The sequence below is a fragment of the Paenibacillus sp. 1182 genome, from assembly GCF_017833915.1.
GTDB classification, from domain to species: Bacteria; Bacillota; Bacilli; order Paenibacillales; family Paenibacillaceae; genus Paenibacillus; species Paenibacillus polymyxa_D.
The window spans coordinates 244,112-260,992 of sequence record NZ_JAFICR010000002.1 but is presented as its reverse complement, the minus strand read 5'-3'; the positions used below and the strand labels follow the sequence as shown (position 1 = coordinate 260,992).

14 protein-coding genes are annotated in these 16,881 nt (G+C 43.7%); 3 read left to right on the top strand and 11 right to left on the bottom strand.

Annotated elements, in window-relative coordinates; genetic code table 11:
• Window positions 1-18: 18 nt before the first annotated feature.
• The 7 genes from JOD82_RS04185 to JOD82_RS04155 form a co-directional block, all read right to left on the bottom strand.
• Window positions 19-1,209, bottom strand: a complete 1,191-nt coding sequence (locus JOD82_RS04185) for a hypothetical protein (RefSeq protein ID WP_069010972.1) — start codon at window positions 1,207-1,209, stop codon at window positions 19-21.
• 24 nt (window positions 1,210-1,233) lie between these two features.
• Complete coding sequence (locus JOD82_RS04180; RefSeq protein ID WP_209947713.1) at window positions 1,234-2,679, bottom strand: NADase-type glycan-binding domain-containing protein; 1,446 nt, start codon at window positions 2,677-2,679, stop codon at window positions 1,234-1,236.
• Window positions 2,679-4,130, bottom strand: coding sequence for an NADase-type glycan-binding domain-containing protein (locus tag JOD82_RS04175; protein ID WP_069010974.1), 1,452 nt, complete (start codon window positions 4,128-4,130; stop codon window positions 2,679-2,681). The genes JOD82_RS04180 and JOD82_RS04175 overlap by 1 nt, the downstream gene beginning before the upstream one ends.
• Window positions 4,131-4,271: 141 nt before the next feature.
• Window positions 4,272-7,034, bottom strand: coding sequence for an NlpC/P60 family protein (locus tag JOD82_RS04170; protein ID WP_209947711.1), 2,763 nt, complete (start codon window positions 7,032-7,034; stop codon window positions 4,272-4,274).
• Window positions 7,035-7,085: 51 nt separating this feature from the next.
• On the bottom strand, window positions 7,086-7,463 hold the full coding sequence (locus JOD82_RS04165) for a DUF4280 domain-containing protein (RefSeq protein WP_209947709.1): 378 nt from the start codon (window positions 7,461-7,463) through the stop codon (window positions 7,086-7,088).
• A gap of 2 nt (window positions 7,464-7,465) precedes the next feature.
• Window positions 7,466-7,990 (bottom strand): hypothetical protein, encoded by a 525-nt coding sequence (locus tag JOD82_RS04160; protein WP_165145931.1) that lies wholly within the window; start codon window positions 7,988-7,990, stop codon window positions 7,466-7,468.
• Window positions 7,974-8,579: a hypothetical protein gene (locus tag JOD82_RS04155; RefSeq protein WP_029518645.1), complete on the bottom strand. Its 606-nt coding sequence runs from the start codon at window positions 8,577-8,579 to the stop codon at window positions 7,974-7,976. The genes JOD82_RS04160 and JOD82_RS04155 overlap by 17 nt, the downstream gene beginning before the upstream one ends.
• A 372-nt stretch (window positions 8,580-8,951) precedes the next feature.
• Here JOD82_RS04155 and JOD82_RS04150 point away from each other — a divergent pair, with 372 nt between their 5' ends.
• Window positions 8,952-10,136: a GAF domain-containing sensor histidine kinase gene (locus JOD82_RS04150; protein ID WP_029518646.1), complete on the top strand. Its 1,185-nt coding sequence runs from the start codon at window positions 8,952-8,954 to the stop codon at window positions 10,134-10,136.
• Between the two features lie 139 nt (window positions 10,137-10,275).
• On the opposite strand, the gene JOD82_RS04145 is transcribed toward JOD82_RS04150, so the two are convergent.
• Complete coding sequence (locus JOD82_RS04145; protein WP_013312477.1) at window positions 10,276-11,232, bottom strand: nucleoside hydrolase; 957 nt, start codon at window positions 11,230-11,232, stop codon at window positions 10,276-10,278.
• Window positions 11,233-11,442: 210 nt separating this feature from the next.
• Here JOD82_RS04145 and JOD82_RS04140 point away from each other — a divergent pair, with 210 nt between their 5' ends.
• On the top strand, window positions 11,443-12,036 hold the full coding sequence (locus JOD82_RS04140) for a hypothetical protein (RefSeq protein ID WP_209947707.1): 594 nt from the start codon (window positions 11,443-11,445) through the stop codon (window positions 12,034-12,036).
• Window positions 12,037-12,117: 81 nt separating this feature from the next.
• Here JOD82_RS04140 and JOD82_RS04135 read toward each other — a convergent pair whose 3' ends face one another.
• The 3 genes from JOD82_RS04135 to JOD82_RS04125 are packed head-to-tail and all read right to left on the bottom strand — an operon-like array spanning window position 12,118 to window position 15,635.
• Window positions 12,118-12,726: a pentapeptide repeat-containing protein gene (locus tag JOD82_RS04135; protein WP_209947705.1), complete on the bottom strand. Its 609-nt coding sequence runs from the start codon at window positions 12,724-12,726 to the stop codon at window positions 12,118-12,120.
• A 37-nt stretch (window positions 12,727-12,763) separates the two neighbouring features.
• Window positions 12,764-13,273 (bottom strand): MarR family winged helix-turn-helix transcriptional regulator, encoded by a 510-nt coding sequence (locus tag JOD82_RS04130; protein ID WP_209947703.1) that lies wholly within the window; start codon window positions 13,271-13,273, stop codon window positions 12,764-12,766.
• A complete protein-coding gene (locus JOD82_RS04125; RefSeq protein WP_209947702.1) occupies window positions 13,263-15,635 on the bottom strand; it encodes an ATP-dependent DNA helicase in 2,373 nt (790 codons plus the stop codon). The genes JOD82_RS04130 and JOD82_RS04125 overlap by 11 nt, the downstream gene beginning before the upstream one ends.
• A gap of 169 nt (window positions 15,636-15,804) precedes the next feature.
• Here JOD82_RS04125 and JOD82_RS04120 point away from each other — a divergent pair, with 169 nt between their 5' ends.
• Window positions 15,805-16,881 (top strand): GGDEF domain-containing protein, encoded by a 1,077-nt coding sequence (locus tag JOD82_RS04120; protein WP_209947700.1) that lies wholly within the window; start codon window positions 15,805-15,807, stop codon window positions 16,879-16,881.

The window sequence follows — 16,881 nt, the reverse complement described above, 5'->3', positions numbered from 1 at the left end:
CTCTTTTCGAATTTTAGCTTATCGTTCGCCCGTTACCGTCCACTTTTTAATCTCATTACCACCACTATCTTGAGCATTTCGGAGTGCCTTGAAGGTAATAGCAGGAAGTTTTATACCTTCTGAGCTAGCAATATTTTGAGCTGTGTCTTTACTAATATTTGATAGATATAAGTCATAATTATCGGCCTCTTTATTACTTAGTTTGTTATAAATGGATTTTACATCTTCACCCCATGTACCATGACCAGCATACGGCCCACAATCTACTCTCTTCGAATTCATTCTTACAATCGGAGTTATCCAATTGCAGTATTGATATATATCACCTTTACCTTTAATCCCCTCCAAGTTGTTGTTTTTAACTACAACTTGTCTAAATTCCTCACCATAGTAAATGTATCCCAACATTTTACCAAATATTAAATTATGTGCCTTCACCAAATCCTTTGCATAATTAGTCTCGACACCATGCTGACCATCGGCTGCTCGATTTGTACTACTCGTATTAAAGCTTCCCGTCCCTTCCTGAATAATAATAGCTAACAAAAGACGTGGATCAATCTGAATATGATACGTTTCTTGTATGCTTTTTGTAGCTTCCCACAAACTGTGCAGCTTTTCCTGATTCCATTTTTGTTTAATAAATTTTTTTGAACGCTTTTTGAAATATTTCTCAGCTTCAGAACTACCGTTATACTGGAATTCAGCAGGTATCCATTTTCCAGCCGGAGTCTTTACGTTCGTTTTTGTAGGTTCATCTTTCGATTCGGTGGTAACGGGTACTTCTGGTGGTGCTTTAGTACTCATATCAATCAGACCTAGCTTCTCGCGTATAGCTCGTCCCGCCTTCTCGGCAGCCAGCTTTTCCCTGATATCTCCACTTGCCTCCGCAGTCATCCAACGAACGGTTTCTTTTTGCATTTGCTCTTGAGCCCACTTGGGGAATGTGGCCATTTCGCGTAATTTGCTTCGAAGTCCTTCTGCCAGTTTTTGCGCTTTACGCATACCTACCTCGTCACCATTGACTTGAGCAATATACCAATCTTCTTTGTATTTACGCATCCAGGTCTGGGCCCAGTCTGGGTAGCTTAGTTTTTGTTTTTTCTGTTCTGCTGCAAGATCAAATGCCTGTGCTTTCCTGTGTGCATTAGCAGTTGTTAAAGCTCTCAACATAGGGGTTGCACCAAACGTTGGCTCTTTCCATTTCATATGTCTTCTCCTTTGTTAGAAATGCTAGAAGAATCGTATCTCCGACATACAGGTATCGTGATATTTAGTTCCTCGCTCTACGGCCTCAATCGTTATTTTCACGAAAGAGGTATGAATGGGGTTATCAAGAAATTCGTTTCTTATAAAATCATTATCTATCACCCTGGTCTGCCCGTTTGAAAACTCCAGTTTCATTCGTTTAACTCTATTATTTGCTTGGAAGGCTTTGGATGACTTGGCTAAACCATTAAAAAGTTCAAACCCCTTCAGTTCTTGCATAGAGCCGAAATCAATTTTGATCCACTCCCCGATCCCGTCTCCTTTAACTCCTTCACACCAGGCTGTACTCGCATCTCCGTCCATGATGTTTTGGTCAGCATAGGAATTTCCTGCTTGGTCTGGAAGTGTAGAAGAGGCAATGATTTTCCGTGCCGGGATACTTTTTCGATATTTCATTAAATCCGTTGTTGTTTGTATCCATTGTGTAGGGGACACGTTATAGCCTATCCTGTGAAATAGATTGGAGTATTTTATAGGCAAACCTGTTTGGATGTTTCGTTGTTGCATTTCACCCTTCGAATTCACATAAGCAACCCTGTGGTTATCTAAAGTTAAAACAGTGTTCTCAGAGAATTCTGCCAACATCCTCTTCTTTCCGTCATCTAAATTCAACATGTACCACTTTTCGTCATCATAGGAACGGTAAACTATCTTATTATTATAAAGCCACTGATAAACCTGCATTGCCTTGGTCACTGTGATTCGTTGAACCTCTTTATTCGCCATCAGATCAAAAATATATAGAGTACCATTATCTTCAATACATAATTTTGAACTATTAGGAGAAAACACACTATATCCAATAGATTCTTCCGAACCAGTATAGTTGGAAATAGATAGTTTTTGAGTGACTCGTCCCTGAATATTGTATTGAAAAAAATCTCCATTATTGGTGTACACACATTTACTTAAATCCGGTGATATTACGACGTATTCCCTATCAGGTATATTAAATTTATACAACTTTTTATATGTGGATAAGTCATAAATAAAAATGGCACTGTAATCTATCATATGTGTATATCTGCTCAGTGCTATAGTCTTGCCGTCACTAGAAAATCGCATTATTTCCAGCTCACTTCTAGGGAAATCCTCTTTCTCACTTGCGTACAACCGATCAATAATATCAGTTGTATCAATAAACGTATTGCCTGTAGGATCATCCATATCAACGAGATAGTCCACAGGCATGTTTTCATTTTCCGCTTCAAAGAGCAACCAATTTACAGCCCTTTTTGTTGGAGGAGGTTTCTTGGACTGAGAGACAGAAGCATAAGTTTCATTCCGCTCCTGTCCTACTTTTTGCCCCTCATTCGATTGTATACACCCGCATAGCATGGAAAAGATCATGACCAATAACGTAATTTTACTTATCCATACTGCAGTTTTTTTCCGTTTTCTACTGTTCATCACAATAACTTCAGCTCACCTATACATGTATTTGGGAAGTCCGCGCCTTTTTTCACTTCCAGGATGGTAATCTTAACGAAAGAAGTCCGTATAGGTTCATCAAATTTGAAACGTGCCCCACTGCCCTCAAACACTTCAGATTGCCCATTCGAAAAATCAAGTTTCATTTTTTTGATTTTACTTACGTCTAAATACTTATTATTAACCCACATGAAGTTATCGGTTATATCTATACCTCTCATCTCTTGAGTTGAACCCAAATCTATAGTTACCGTTTCCCCTACTCCGCCCCCCTTGGTTCCTTCACACCAAGAGGTTGAATAATTTCCATCCGTTAAATTGTCCACATTAAAAGAACGAATACCCTGATCAGGTAGCGTAGAAGAGGCAGTAATTCTTTTCACTTTAACCTTGTTGCTATACTTCATATAATTGGTTTTTGCTTCGATCCACTGTATTGGAGCCGTGCGTATTCCTTGGTTTTTAGTAAAAGAGGATATATCCTCCTTTCTTCCATCGCTCAGATGAACCAGATACATTTTTGATGCTTCGTATTCTGCGGACAGCGCCAATTTTTGATCAGGGGATAGTATAAATGGTGCCGTACTTTTAGTTATCCACCTTTTTTCTCCGCTCTCTATATCAAATGAATAGACATCTTTTGTGTAATTGTCGTCCTCTTCAGAAATTGTATAAATTAATTTATCTTCTTGATCCCATTGCAAAAGCGAAACCATAGACCCTGTAAGTAAACGTTTTACTCCACTAATACCGGACAGATTCAGCATAATGATGCCTGGTTGGTCATTTTCCTCAAAACAGAATCTAGTGCCATCTGGGGAAAATAATCCTGAACTAATGATACCTAAATCTATTTTACGTTTCCCAATGTCTATTTTTGTCGTTTTCCTCTTTACTGCATCATATAAATACACTTGCCCATTCAACTCATAAAGATATTTACTTAAATCAGGAGAGACTACAGGGTAAGACGTTGAAGGCAGTTCAAACTCGGACTCTTTTTTTCCTGAGTTCAGATCATATACCTCAAGAATGTGTTTTTCGCCCCCTTCTTCCACATCAGAGATTGTCCTTACGATCGCCATTCGACTTCCATCATTTGATACTCTACTGACAGTTACTTGGGAGCCGCGATATTTTATTCGCTCTTCTTTAGTTTGCATCGCATCTACCAAGTCATCGATTCGTATATAGGTCTTCCCTGTAGGATCATCTAAATTGGTCAAAAATTGAGTCGGATATGGGTCTTCTTCTCCATTTAAAAGCCACCGTGCTTCTTTTTCAGTAACATTTCTATTATCTTGTGTGACCCTGTGTGATGATATTTCTTGGGGGTGAGGAGACGAGAAAGCTTCCTCTCCTTTAAACCCACTACATGCCGATATAATGGCTACAAAAGTAACAATCAATATGATTTTTATAAAATTCACTTTCTTACCACTCCCTCTTCCGTTCTCAATAAAGCCTACCTAGCTAAACGGGGCAGCACTATTTTCTCCTGAGAATACCTTGGAATCAAATATTATTATGATGTTTTAAGCTACTACTTATTTTCTTATTTTCTTATTTTCTTATTTGTTAATTATTGAGCCATCATCTTGTATAATACGTCTAATTGCGATAACGTTTGAATATATAAGACCATAACCTTTTCCCCAATTTGTGTTTAATTTATCTATTGTTACATTATGAGATGGCTTGAGGTCCTTTTTCATTTCAGCAAGAGTTTGTGCATTACCATGCTCGTGAATGAACTTTCCATCTCCCACATATATTCCTACATGATCTACTTTGAATTTGGTTTTCCCCCCACTCCCCCAATCAAATAAGATTAAATCACCTAACTTCAAATTTTTATAATCCCCACTGGATCGTAAAGCTTTGTAGTCAACCTCTGTTCCCCGATGGATTTGATCGCTTGTAGTACCGCCTATACGCACATTTAATATGGTAAAGTACACCGAGGAACTAAAATCAGAACAGTCCATATAAATAGGTGGATTGTTGGGGTCCAGCTTCATCGTTGTAATTTTAGTATCCATACAGTAAGGAATCTTGCCTAAAAACTTCTTAGCGAATTCTACAATTGCTTTCCTTTTTTCCTCGGCAGAACTGTTGGATGGAGTAGGCTTTGGTTCCTCCTGCGTTGGCTTTTCAGGAGTAGTCGGCGGCTTCTTGCCCGGTTCTGTTTTCGTTGTTGTCGTTGCTGGAATTGTTGGCGTTGCAGCCTTGCTAACCTTAGGCCATGGAAGGATACCATTGGCTACTTGATGCAGGTACACTGCGAGCACATCACGACCATAGCCCTTATTTTCCAGGCCGTATTTTTTCGCAAAATCATGCAAAGCGGCGTTGAGCTCCTTATCCCAATCGCCTGTAGTTGGTAGCTTGTACGAGAAGCTGTCTGGATACTTCTTGGCAAGCTTGTTCAAATTATCTCTGGCAAGCAGGCTGTTCACGCCATACTTACTACGCAGGGCAGCCGCTTCCTTAGCAATAGCCCTTTGATCGGCGATGGTCAGCTTATGGGCCGCATCTGCGTATTGTCCGGACAGCTCCTCCAGCCGATTCGCATCCAGATAGGATTTGGCTGAATGACCACGAATCAGCTCGTTGATTAGCACGTTGTCACGCAGTTGGTTCGCGAGAAGATGCATCTGCTTTTGCTTGGCTTTGTCGTTGGCTCCATGCGCTTCCCACCACTGGGACGTGTATTCATGCATTTGCGCTCTGGCCCAGGCAGGCATACGATCTATTTCTGCCACCTGCTGACGCAATTGCTTGGCCTTGGCCGCTGCTTCCTTGGCCCCCTTTTTGTCCCCGGCTGCCACGGCTTTGTAGTAGTCCGTTTTAAATTGAAGCAGCAAATTCTGCACCCATTGCGGATACCCTTTTCCCTTCAATTCTTGAATCAGGGATTTATAAGCTTTCAGTTCGGCATCAGGTACCTGATTTTTCATGAACTTACTAGCCTTGATATGAAGTGCTCCATCGGTTCGGATATAGCTAGTTTTGCACGTCAGAGATATTTCGCGAGTAGCGGTCATCTGTACCTTTTTGCCATGCAGCACTAGGTCTGTATCGGCGTGAAAGGTGAGATCGTGATGGCTGTACACATGAATACCAGATGCAGGGTTTAAGCGTACCAGTATCTTGTCTTTCTGGGTGGAGAGGGCTAATTCCTTATCATCGAATCTCGCCACTTTTTGTGTTTTGGTATGAAATAGCTTTCTTGACGGTTGACTGATTTCATCTCCTTTGTAGTCTCTCTTACGCAGGGATTGAACTACACGAGCCTCCTTTTCTTTGTTAGATGGAAAATACAAATGGACATGATCCCCCAGCTCAGGCATGCAATGCCAACCGATCCCATCTCCGGTATACATAGTGGGGTAAGAAAACCAGCACCCTTCAACTTTGGACTGCATGGAATCCACGGACAGATGAAGTTTAACGGATTCGTTTTCACTATTTAAATCAATAACTTTCCCTTCAATAGAGGTACCTTTAATAAACTGATTATGTATGACCTCCCTCGGAATACCCTCTTCAGGAACGAGAACATAGTCATATGTCATAATACCTTGCTTCATCTCTGCATGAATTTGATCAATAACCCAATGCTTTCGTCGAAACACGACGACATCTCCAAGTTCAAAACGCTTCGTATCCTCCACTTCAGCATATGTATACCGGGGGCCTGACTTTGTTTTTTGGAGGGAAAAGTTAATGCTGCGCAGTTCACCTTTCACCTGTTCTTTTGAGGCACCTAACCATAGTCTCGGGAACACGGACGTAATCTCGGCAATCAGTCCAGTTTGTAGATGAGAAGCCATTCTTTTCAGAAACTCCCAGTCACTCTCCCCATACTGAATAGTAAAGCCATCTAACTTTTGATTGCTGTCCGTCAGGTCAATAAAATCCCCATGTGGATAGGCATCTATGAGTTCGCGGAATAGTTGATAATATGTCAATTTGCCGTTTTGAAACGAACGGTTTTTCCTTTGTTGATCCATCAGATATGTAAAAGAGGCAGCCTCGATGTACATGTGATATACGCCATTTTTGAATGCAATTCTAATATTGGTGACGATTCCTTTAAAGATGCTAACTGTCCCTCGGTCTTCATCCATCTCATATACCTCTAGCACATCCTCATCATGTGCTAAACCGTCATACTTCGCATGGTCCTCATCCGGTATGAGAGCAGTAATGTACACCTTGCCGTGCTCATTTATCTTCTGTGTCAATTCAAAATCAAGCAGCCTGATAATCTCATACGGTGCATTTACTTTAATATTTCCATAAGTCAGCACAGTTCCTGCCAGTCCCATCTTACTCCCCCCGGTTGCTTTTCATGTGATGCAAATCCTACAATCTGTTAACTATTCCTGCCCGTCTGTGGTGAACGAGATTTTTCCACACCACATGCATAAGTTCGTGGAGCAGCTCATCAGAGCCGGAGATTGATCTACGTATACATCCTTTTTTCCATTCAACCAAGGCATAGAAACGCTCGGTTTGCAGGACTGCGGAATGATTTTCCCGGAATTCCCTTTGTTAGCAGAAGAGACTGCAGGATTATGCATACTACGACACATTCCGAAAGAAGGGATATGCGTCTGCGGGTGAAAATCCTGAATATTCCCTTGTAGTTTGTCACCAATACTAATTCCCCTGTTAGCTGAAACACTAAATCTTCCTGTATGACTTCCATAGCTGCAATATATCTGTGCCCCATCCACTACATAGCTCTCACTCATTCTTAGACTCTCCTTTGTATAGATGGCCCCTCTGTATCGACCTTTTGTAATTTCAAGCCTGCCAGATTGAACTTCAAAATACATTCAGCCACATCGAGGTCTACAATGATATGATGATTGGCACCCTGAACCCTGAATATTTTATGATTCTCGACTGCATATTCATCTAAAATGATTTTCTTCAGTGTACCGTCCCTATGATATTCACTGCGTGGTGATAAACACATCAGGCTAGGCGGATTTGCCAGCCAATACCTTGTTTGCTGCATTCGCTGCATATCGGCAAAAACAACTAACTTCCAGCTTAATCCGGCTTGATATATATCAAAGATTTCCTTTAGTTGTTCCGAAACGATGGGTAACGGATGCTCTATAAAATCAATATAGTCCGCATCACCTGATACATAAAATTGTAAAATAGATTCTTCATCGGCACATGATGAGCTTTCTGCCCATTCCAATAACTGCCGGCGATTCGTCCCTACTGGATACATATACTCCGTAATACGATTATCCTGTTGAATCATGTAGTACTCCATAAGCTCTTGAATACACCACCTCACTGATTCCTTTATACTCCCCTATTCTTACTTCCAAATCGTCCTCACATTTCAAGGCCTTGAATTCAGGTAAATGTACAACCTGCTGAATAGCATCTTTCGCTAATTTCAGAATATATTGATGAAATTCCCCTGCAGCCTGGAGTACAAATCGCTCCACATCAGGCTGAAAAATCTTGTTCATATAAGGTTTTCGAAGCTGATTCAATTCATCCTCCAATTCTGCTAAAAAGCTGAATGCCCAGCCTGCATCATAGATTCCATAACAAGGTTGAGGATCAAAGAACCAATTTTTATCATAGGCTTCGACGACATAGTTATAGTTGCGATCCACCAGATACGTGCGCCTCATAGAATAAGTAATGTATCCGATCCTTGTCTTGGCCACTTCTGAAGAATGGGCTTGCAGGCAGATCGATTGAAAGGATTGAATAAAAGAAGAGATGAGCTCATCTTTTCTTTGTTCATACAAAGACGCTGCCTGATGTAATTTCTGGTTCAATACATCTTCTGCATAGGTCTTAAGGAAGTGTTCTAGGGCTTCTTGTCTATTCATAATTCCACCTCTGAACCTATTATATAGAATATTTACATGATATTACTGGTTCTATCCTCCTATTTTATTACACAATTTTCATATCATGAGATTACATATGAATTTATGAAAATAGAATGAAAATAATCATATATTTTCGTGAATGTGTAATAATACAAACAAAAACCTTCCCAGAAAGGCTAGCATTAGACCTAAAAAATGAAGGTTTGCGCAAGCGAATAGGTAAATGGAAGTAGAAAGATCGGTTTATAATGAAATAATCATGTATAATTAACAATACGCTCCAAAAGCACATTCAGAGGATCGAGAATGGGATACACAAACTGCTAAAGTTTTTGGATAACCACCACTTTGCATCAGGATTGGAGATACATGACTACTTCACCTACAGGTTTTTATAATAGTATTCAAGAGGCTACCGCGCACGTCATTGATGTGTTAAGTGATATTTTACATGTAAACACCATTTTTATTACCGCTAATGATGGGATTACGAATGTAATCGTTGATTCATTTAACCGGGAAGAGATACTCGTTAAGAAAGGGGATGTGCTCCCTTTTGAGCTTAGCTATTGCAGTCTGGTGTTGGATCATCCTGCGGATCACCTCACGATTTCAGAAACGACTATTCACCCGCACACATGCGACTTAGATGTGACTAAAACTATCGGAAACCACTCATTTACAGGAATCCCTATTCGCATGAAAAATGGTCAGGCTTACGGAACCATTTGTATCTTGGACGCACCATCTGTACATTTGACAGAATCCGAACTGAAGGCCCTACAGGCTATGGCTGTATTTCTGGGTTATGTGGTGGAACTGGAGAAAGAAAAGATAGATGCTGAGATCTCTGCTCTGAGCAAGCTGGATTTGATCTCTTCCCTGAGTAATAAAATTCGGTTTTCGCTAACCGAAATATGGGGAGCCACCGACCTCATGCTGACGACAGAGTTAACAGAGGAACAACAGCAATATATGAGCATCATGGAGTCGAGCAGTCGCTCGCTTATGACGTTGTTGAGTAATATTTTGGATTACAGCAATATAGAGTCCAGGCAGATCGATGATATTGAAGATCCGTTTGATCTGAGAACGATGATGGAAAATGTATTGAGTCTGTATACAGAGGTAGCCGCACAGCGGAATCTAGAGTTGAAGCTTGACTGGAATCTCACCAGCTCGCCTATTTTTATCGGGGATGAGGCTAAAATTCGCCGTATGTTGATTAATTTGGTAGATAATGCAGTGAAGTTTACAAACACAGGAACCGTCACTTTATCTGCAAACACCCGATCTGTGACCGATGCACCTGAGGTTGAACTGGAATTAAAGGTGAAGGATACTGGAATCGGTATATCTCCGAATAAATTGAAATTGTGGCTTGAACATGACCGTGGGTACTCCCCCTCATATGGTAATCCAGGCTTGGGTTGGCAGATTACCAAACATCTATTAAAACGAATGAAGGGTAAGATGACAGGGAGGAGTGAACCTGGTAGCGGGACGGAGATAACGCTCCAATTCACCCTGAAAACATACCAGGAGTCAGCCTAAAACTGAAATTAGCTAGTGATGATATGGTATATCATGTAATAGAAGCCCGTGACGCATAACGTTCACGGGCTTTATGTTATGGGTACGTCTCACTAGGCAGTATTATCGCCCTATGCCGCACGTCTGTACATTGCCAGACTTAGTAACGTTTGGGAGCAGCCAGCTTGGCCAAATCCGCCATATACGTAAAGAAGGCTTCCGGGTCTGTATCATACACCAGATTCACAGGACGTCCATCCGCCTGTTCCACCGTTCTGCCCTGACTTGGCCCTTCTGCGATCACGCTGCAATGCACCGTCTTTTTCTTGACAATGTCCGGGCGTCCTACGGATGCAGTGGTCAGTACATCCCACAAGTAGTAGGTTGAGTTCGTTTCGCTATAGACGAGCGGCGGACATCCCGCGTAGCAGTTGCCTAGGAAATCCACGCCCTCATATCGGCGCTCGGCAGCCCAACGATTGCGTACTGCTGGAGTTAATGGTACTTTGCTTGTGCTTTCCAGCGCTACCAGATCAATCGTGATGCCGCTTTGCCACACCCGATATGCCGCTTCTGGGTCCCAGAATACATTCCACTCTGCTGTGCCGTCATGCTCCGGCTCTTCCACATTCCCTTTTTCAAAGGTGCCGCCCATCCATACCAGCTTTTCAATCTTTGCTTCAATATCCGGTGCTTCATCCAGCGCTCGCGCCAGATCGGTTAGCGGTCCAGTGAATAGCAACAGCGTCTTACCTTCAGCTCCGCGTACCTTTTCGATCAGATGCTGATGAGCTGGCAGGGATGAAAGCGGTGCTTCCATACGCCCCGATTCATTCAGTACGGGTAATGCATCCACATAGAAGGAATGTAAACGCCAAGCGGCAGGAAACGGATTTTTACCGCGTGAATTAGACTTTGCGACTTCCACAGGCCCTTTATTTTGTCCAAAACGATCAATAATTTTACGGCTGGCATCTGTCGCAGGCTCCAGGTAACCATCTGCTGGAATCACCGATACTCCGGTCAAATGAACCTGCTCCATCTGAAGCAGCATAAAAAGGGATACTAGATCATCCACTCCACCATCATGATTAAAATAAACGTTTGTCTGACTCATCTGTCTCTTCCTTCCTTTATCCCCGTAAACAGGCTTGTTCTTATCGGCAACCACCCTTCATTATGCCTGATCGCTTCACAGGAGTAAATGTGCGATAGTACGTGCATCAGGGATTTTTTGCTTGCGCCATGCTTAAGAAAGGTAGAAATGTGTGTAATAACAGGGTAGAATCATGGGTCCTAATCGGAAGCGTATGAAGGAGAGATGCATATGACAGCCCGAACAATAGAAGAGTTGGAGCAGATCCGTAGAGAGTGTAAGTCCATGGTGACAAAAAGGGCTGCGGCTTCTGGTGGAGCGGTATTAGTTCCAGTTCCAGGGGCTGACGTTCTTGCTGATGTTGGCATTTTGATGCAGCTACTTCCAGCCATTAATGGAAAATTCGGATTATCTGAGAAGCAGCTGGAAGGTCTGGACGCAGAAACCAAATCCATGGTGTATGGTTTTATCACTTCGATTGGCAGCAAGCTGATTGGGCGACTCATTACCCGTGAAGCCATCGTGCAGATTCTGCAAAAAATGGGCATTCGGATCGCTACCAAGCAGGTTAGCAAGTTTGTTCCCCTTCTGGGGCAAGGGCTAGCCGCGGCAATTGGCTTTACTGCTATGCGAACCATTGGCAATCGGCATGTCGATCAATGTTATGAAGTAGCCAAACGCTTGCTGGAACAGCGAACTGCCGCAGATATCGCGCGCAACTGGACGGTTCCACAGCAGCCTCTAGAGCCTGTGGGAGTTGATCATTTGCCAAACCGGGACCCGGAAGCAGCAACCCCACTACTGCCGGCACCCCCTAAAGATTAAGTTCTTCACATGCGAGTCAACCATCCATTTCACCCGCACGGGGTACTCCAGATTTAAACCAGCACCGGTATCCCGTGCTTTTTAGCCTTCCACCTTGGCTCCATAGGAGCGGGCCACCGCTACTGCCTGCTCGATATCCAACTTGGCTCCGGTGATGTCCAGATCTTTAAAATTCACACCATCCATCTTCGCACCGCGCAGGTCTGTTCCTTGAAGATGGGCTTTGTGCAGTCTTACCCGGCTAAGATCAGCCTCTCGCAAATCTGCTTTTTCCAAATTGCATTCGGATAGGTCGGCTTCCTTGAATCGTATTTTTCGCAAATCTTGTTTTCTTAAATCTGCATGACGCAAATTTGTATAAGACCAGTCTCCGCCCGTAATTGTGATACCATCCATATTCGCCCCCGCAAAATCTGAACCTACCAGCTTGCAGTTATCAAACCGGACTACAAACAGATTGGCGCTGGTGAACAAACAATTGGTAAAGGCCGACTCCTTGTAGTGAGATGCATTCAGAATGGCTCCGGTAAAATCACAGTCCACAAAAGTACAGCCTTCCACGAGAGACTCATTCATCTCTACACCCCGAAAGCGACATCGGGTAAACTCGCAATTTTTCCACTCGCCTTCTCTGGCATCCATTGAGCCAAAATCACGGCCTTCATAGACCTCATCTGTATAAAAGAACATGTTCTCTCTCCTATTCTTTATCCCCTATATTAGGAACTCAGCATTTCGGCAAGGACCGCTCAAAACTGCCTTTCATCTTCCCCAGTAACCCCTTCATCATCTTATGATCTTGCGGCGTAAACTCAGACATACACGACCGAATCAGCTTCGTATAATAAGGGACTATCTTACTTAATAGCTCTCGTCCTGCCTCTTTTAATCCGACAGTCACCATCCGTCCGTCACTCTCATGAGCCACACGTTCAATCATGCCATCTCGCTCTAATCCGTCGATCAACCCCGTCATGGTTCCACGCGTCACATCAGCCTTTTCCGCCAACTCTGACGGTGTCATGCGATGTGGGGAGTGGCAATGCAACAGGCTAAGCACAATAATCCGACCCTGAGAAGCCCCCAACTTGGTCAAATCTGTATCCATTTCTCTGAAAATACCGTTAGCCAAGCGCGCAAATGTCACAAAAGTCTCTATATTATCCACTTCGGCATCTTCATGTCCAAAGCTACGCAGCACCCCGCGTATGGAGTCATTATGAAAATTAAAGTTCATAGTCTGTCCATTCCTTCCTTAATCCCGCTTGTTCCGTCAGACGGTAGCTTTTCCATTCATCTGGCAGCAAAGAAGCATACGGCTCCTTGGCAAAACGATCATCTACCAGGACCAACAACCCTTCGTCGTGCTCTGTGCGGATAAGCCTGCCACCTGCCTGAAGAACCTTGTTCATCCCTGGATATACATACGCATAGTTGAAACCATTCCGTCCCTGTTCCGAAAAGTAATCCCGCAGCACATCTCGCTCTGCTCCAATTTGCGGCAAGCCAACGCCGACGACGACTACCCCATTTAAGCGATCCCCGGGTAAATCAACACCTTCAGCAAACACACCACCCAATACGGCAAAGCCAAGCAAGGTGTGCTCTTGCCCAGGCTGGAAGGCCTCTAGGAATCGATCCCGCTCTGGTTCGGTCATCCCCGGACTTTGTACCAACGTATTTGCGGACACGTCCCGAAGCATGAACTCCTCATATACCTCACGCAGGTATGGATAGGACGGGAAAAACACAAGCATATTTCCTTTCCGTTCCACAACCAATGCAGCCAGCATATCCGCAATCGCCCCTTTGGAACGCTCGCGATCCCGATAACGGATGGAGAGCGGCAGCAGACGTACATCCCATTGCTCCTGATGGAAAGGGGAAGGAACCTGTAACGTATAATCTTCCTCGTTTGCTCCGAGCATGTCCCGATAATAAGCAAGCGGTGTCAACGTCGCGGAAAAATAAATGGCTGAGCGGTAGCCCTTAATAGCTTGTCCCAGCAAGTGAGAAGGATCGAGGCAGAACAGCTTGACCCTCACTTCACTGCGCCCTGCTTCCACATAAGTAACGTACCGTTCATCATATAAAGCAGCAATCCGCAGCATATTCTGAGCAGTAAAATACGTATCCAGAAGCAATGCGTAGGCCGTACTTTCACTGCTTGCGCGACTTGTACTACTCCCCGTTACCAGTTCACGTTCAGCAGCTTCCACAAAAGGCACCAGCAGCTCCAGCACCTCTTGCGGCGCTACTGTCTCCACTGCTTTTCCTGTGTCTGCATATTGCTTGCGCAGCGTAATCATATGTGCGTTCACTGCACTCGCAGCCGCAGCAATCTCCGAGCTTAGCAGCTTAAATTCTCGTTTCAGTTCCAAAAAAGAAGATTTCAAAATTTCCGCCGAAAACATGTCCCGGCCGCGTTCTACCAGATTATGCGCCTCATCCACCAGTACGACACCTTTTCGCTTGTGCTCCTCCAGCAATCTTTTCAGAGAAATCCGTGGATCGAAAACATAATTATAATCACTGATTATACCATCCGAGGCATACGCCACATCCAGCGAAAATTCAAAGGGACAAACCTTATGCTTGCGCGCATAACGCTCAATCACCGCCCGGGTCATTAACGTCTCATTCGCCAAAATATCGGATACCGCACCGTTGATCCGGTCGTAGTAGCCCTCGCACATGCTGCATGATCCAGCGTCACAATCATTTTCATCCTTAAAGCAAATTTTATCCTTCGCAGTCAAAGTCACCACATGCATGTGCAGCCCTTGGGTCTGCATTCTGGCATAAGCTTCTTCAGCTGCTGCCCGAGTGGTGGTACGAGCCGTTACATAATATACTCGCCTAACCTGCCCCTCACCGATCGCCTTGATCGCAGGAAACAAAGTGGATACCGTTTTACCGATACCCGTAGGCGCTTTGGCAAACAGGTTAACCCCTTCGGCAATCGTCTTGTACACCGAACCCGCGAGCGTTCGCTGACCCGAACGATACGTGTCAAAGGGAAAGTCCAACATAGCAATGCTGGCATCCCGCTTTTCCGCATGTGCTCTCAGCAGGAATGCATACGGTGCATAACCAGCAATCATCTCCTGCGCGAAAGCTTCCAGCTCAGTAAAGGATAGCTCGCGCCTAAATCGGCGAATGTCTTCACTGTGTGCCTGCACATAAGTAAGCTGGACCTGCATGGAATGATGTTGTTCCTCACGAGCAATCATATAGGCATACAGAAATGCTTGCGCCCAGTGTACGGGTTGACCGTCACCCTGAATATCTTCGAGAGGCAAAGAGATCGATTTAATTTCATCGACCGTCCATACGCCATCCAGCTCAATCAGTCCGTCACAGCGGCCTTCAATTATAAACAATTCGTCCTTATACTGAATTTCTGTACGTAAATGTACCTCTTTGCGGTCATGCTCCTTGTAACCTTTCTGGATAACCTGATGCACGCGAGTTCCTTCGAGCATACTGCTATTCGATCGAAAGCCGCTATGAATGCTGCCGCTCCGATGCACATATTCCACAAGTGGACGCACCGATATGTGAATTGGTTCCTTCATACGATCACCCGTTCCGGTCATAGTCCTTTCACTGTACCACGTAGATAAACGAAACGTAAGGGACAGAAGAATCGTTTAATGGTCGATTGGTATTCACTCATGCCTACTTTTTACCGAAATATAGAAACGAGGCCTTTTGCTTTATTCCCCACGATACTACAACTCTCATTACAGCATAAAGGATAGGGATATGTTAAAAGAATTAATTAACAATTTTGCGTTATTAACGAGCTTCTTATTCTTCGGAAATTTATTTTCCCGGAAATATGAACGTTACCTGACAAATCATGCACTCATTCATCAGATATTAAACGGTTTAATGCTGGGCGTGTTTAGCATTCTGTTAATGATGACCGGTTTATGGATCCGTGGGCACTTTGTGGTTGATCTCCGCCAATTGGCGATTATCATATCTGTTTATATAGGAGGATCGGTATCCGGTCTGCTGACCACCCTGATCGTCATCCTGTATCGTATTTACATCACAGGGGGATGGACGGATATTACTCTGACTGTTACGGTTAATTGCTTCATGACACTAGTCCTTTCACTTATCTTTATTCGAGAAAAAAAGCTAGCCCTCGGCAAATGGATGTCAGCCGTGCTTGGGGCTGTTGTTGTGTCGCTGTTATCTGCTTTTTTTGTGGATGATCCACCCAACTTAGAATCTATAATAATGATCACAACCGTGAAGATTCTTGGCGGCTTGTTCACTTATTTTATGATGTCCCATATCAAAAAAACAGAACGGGCTATTCACCTGCTGGAAGAGGCTGCGAACCGCGATCATTTAACCGGGCTATACAGTCCGCGTGCTTTTGATGCGCTGTTCGAAGAGGTACTTCATGCTTCCAAGACTACAAAAAAACCCTTTGGACTTGTGATGCTAGATATTGACCACTTTAAAAAAATCAATGATACGTACGGCCATTTGAACGGAGACGCAGTCTTAAGCCAACTGGGAATTTTGTTAAATCGGGAATCTACAACAAGAGCATATCCCTCCCGTAAGGGCGGAGAGGAATTCGCAATTCTACTCGGAGACTGTGATACCGAAAAGGCGGCAAGCTTTGCCGAGAAGATTCGAAAAGCTGTGGAAAATGAATGTTTTCTCTTGAATGACGGAACCATACTCTCCTTAACCGTATCCATCGGGGCAGGCAGCTCTCCTGTTATTGCATCGAGGCGTTTATTGGAAAAAGCAGACGAGGCATTGTATGAAGCTAAACGATCAGGACGCAATCGGGTAGAACTGGCAAAACCATAA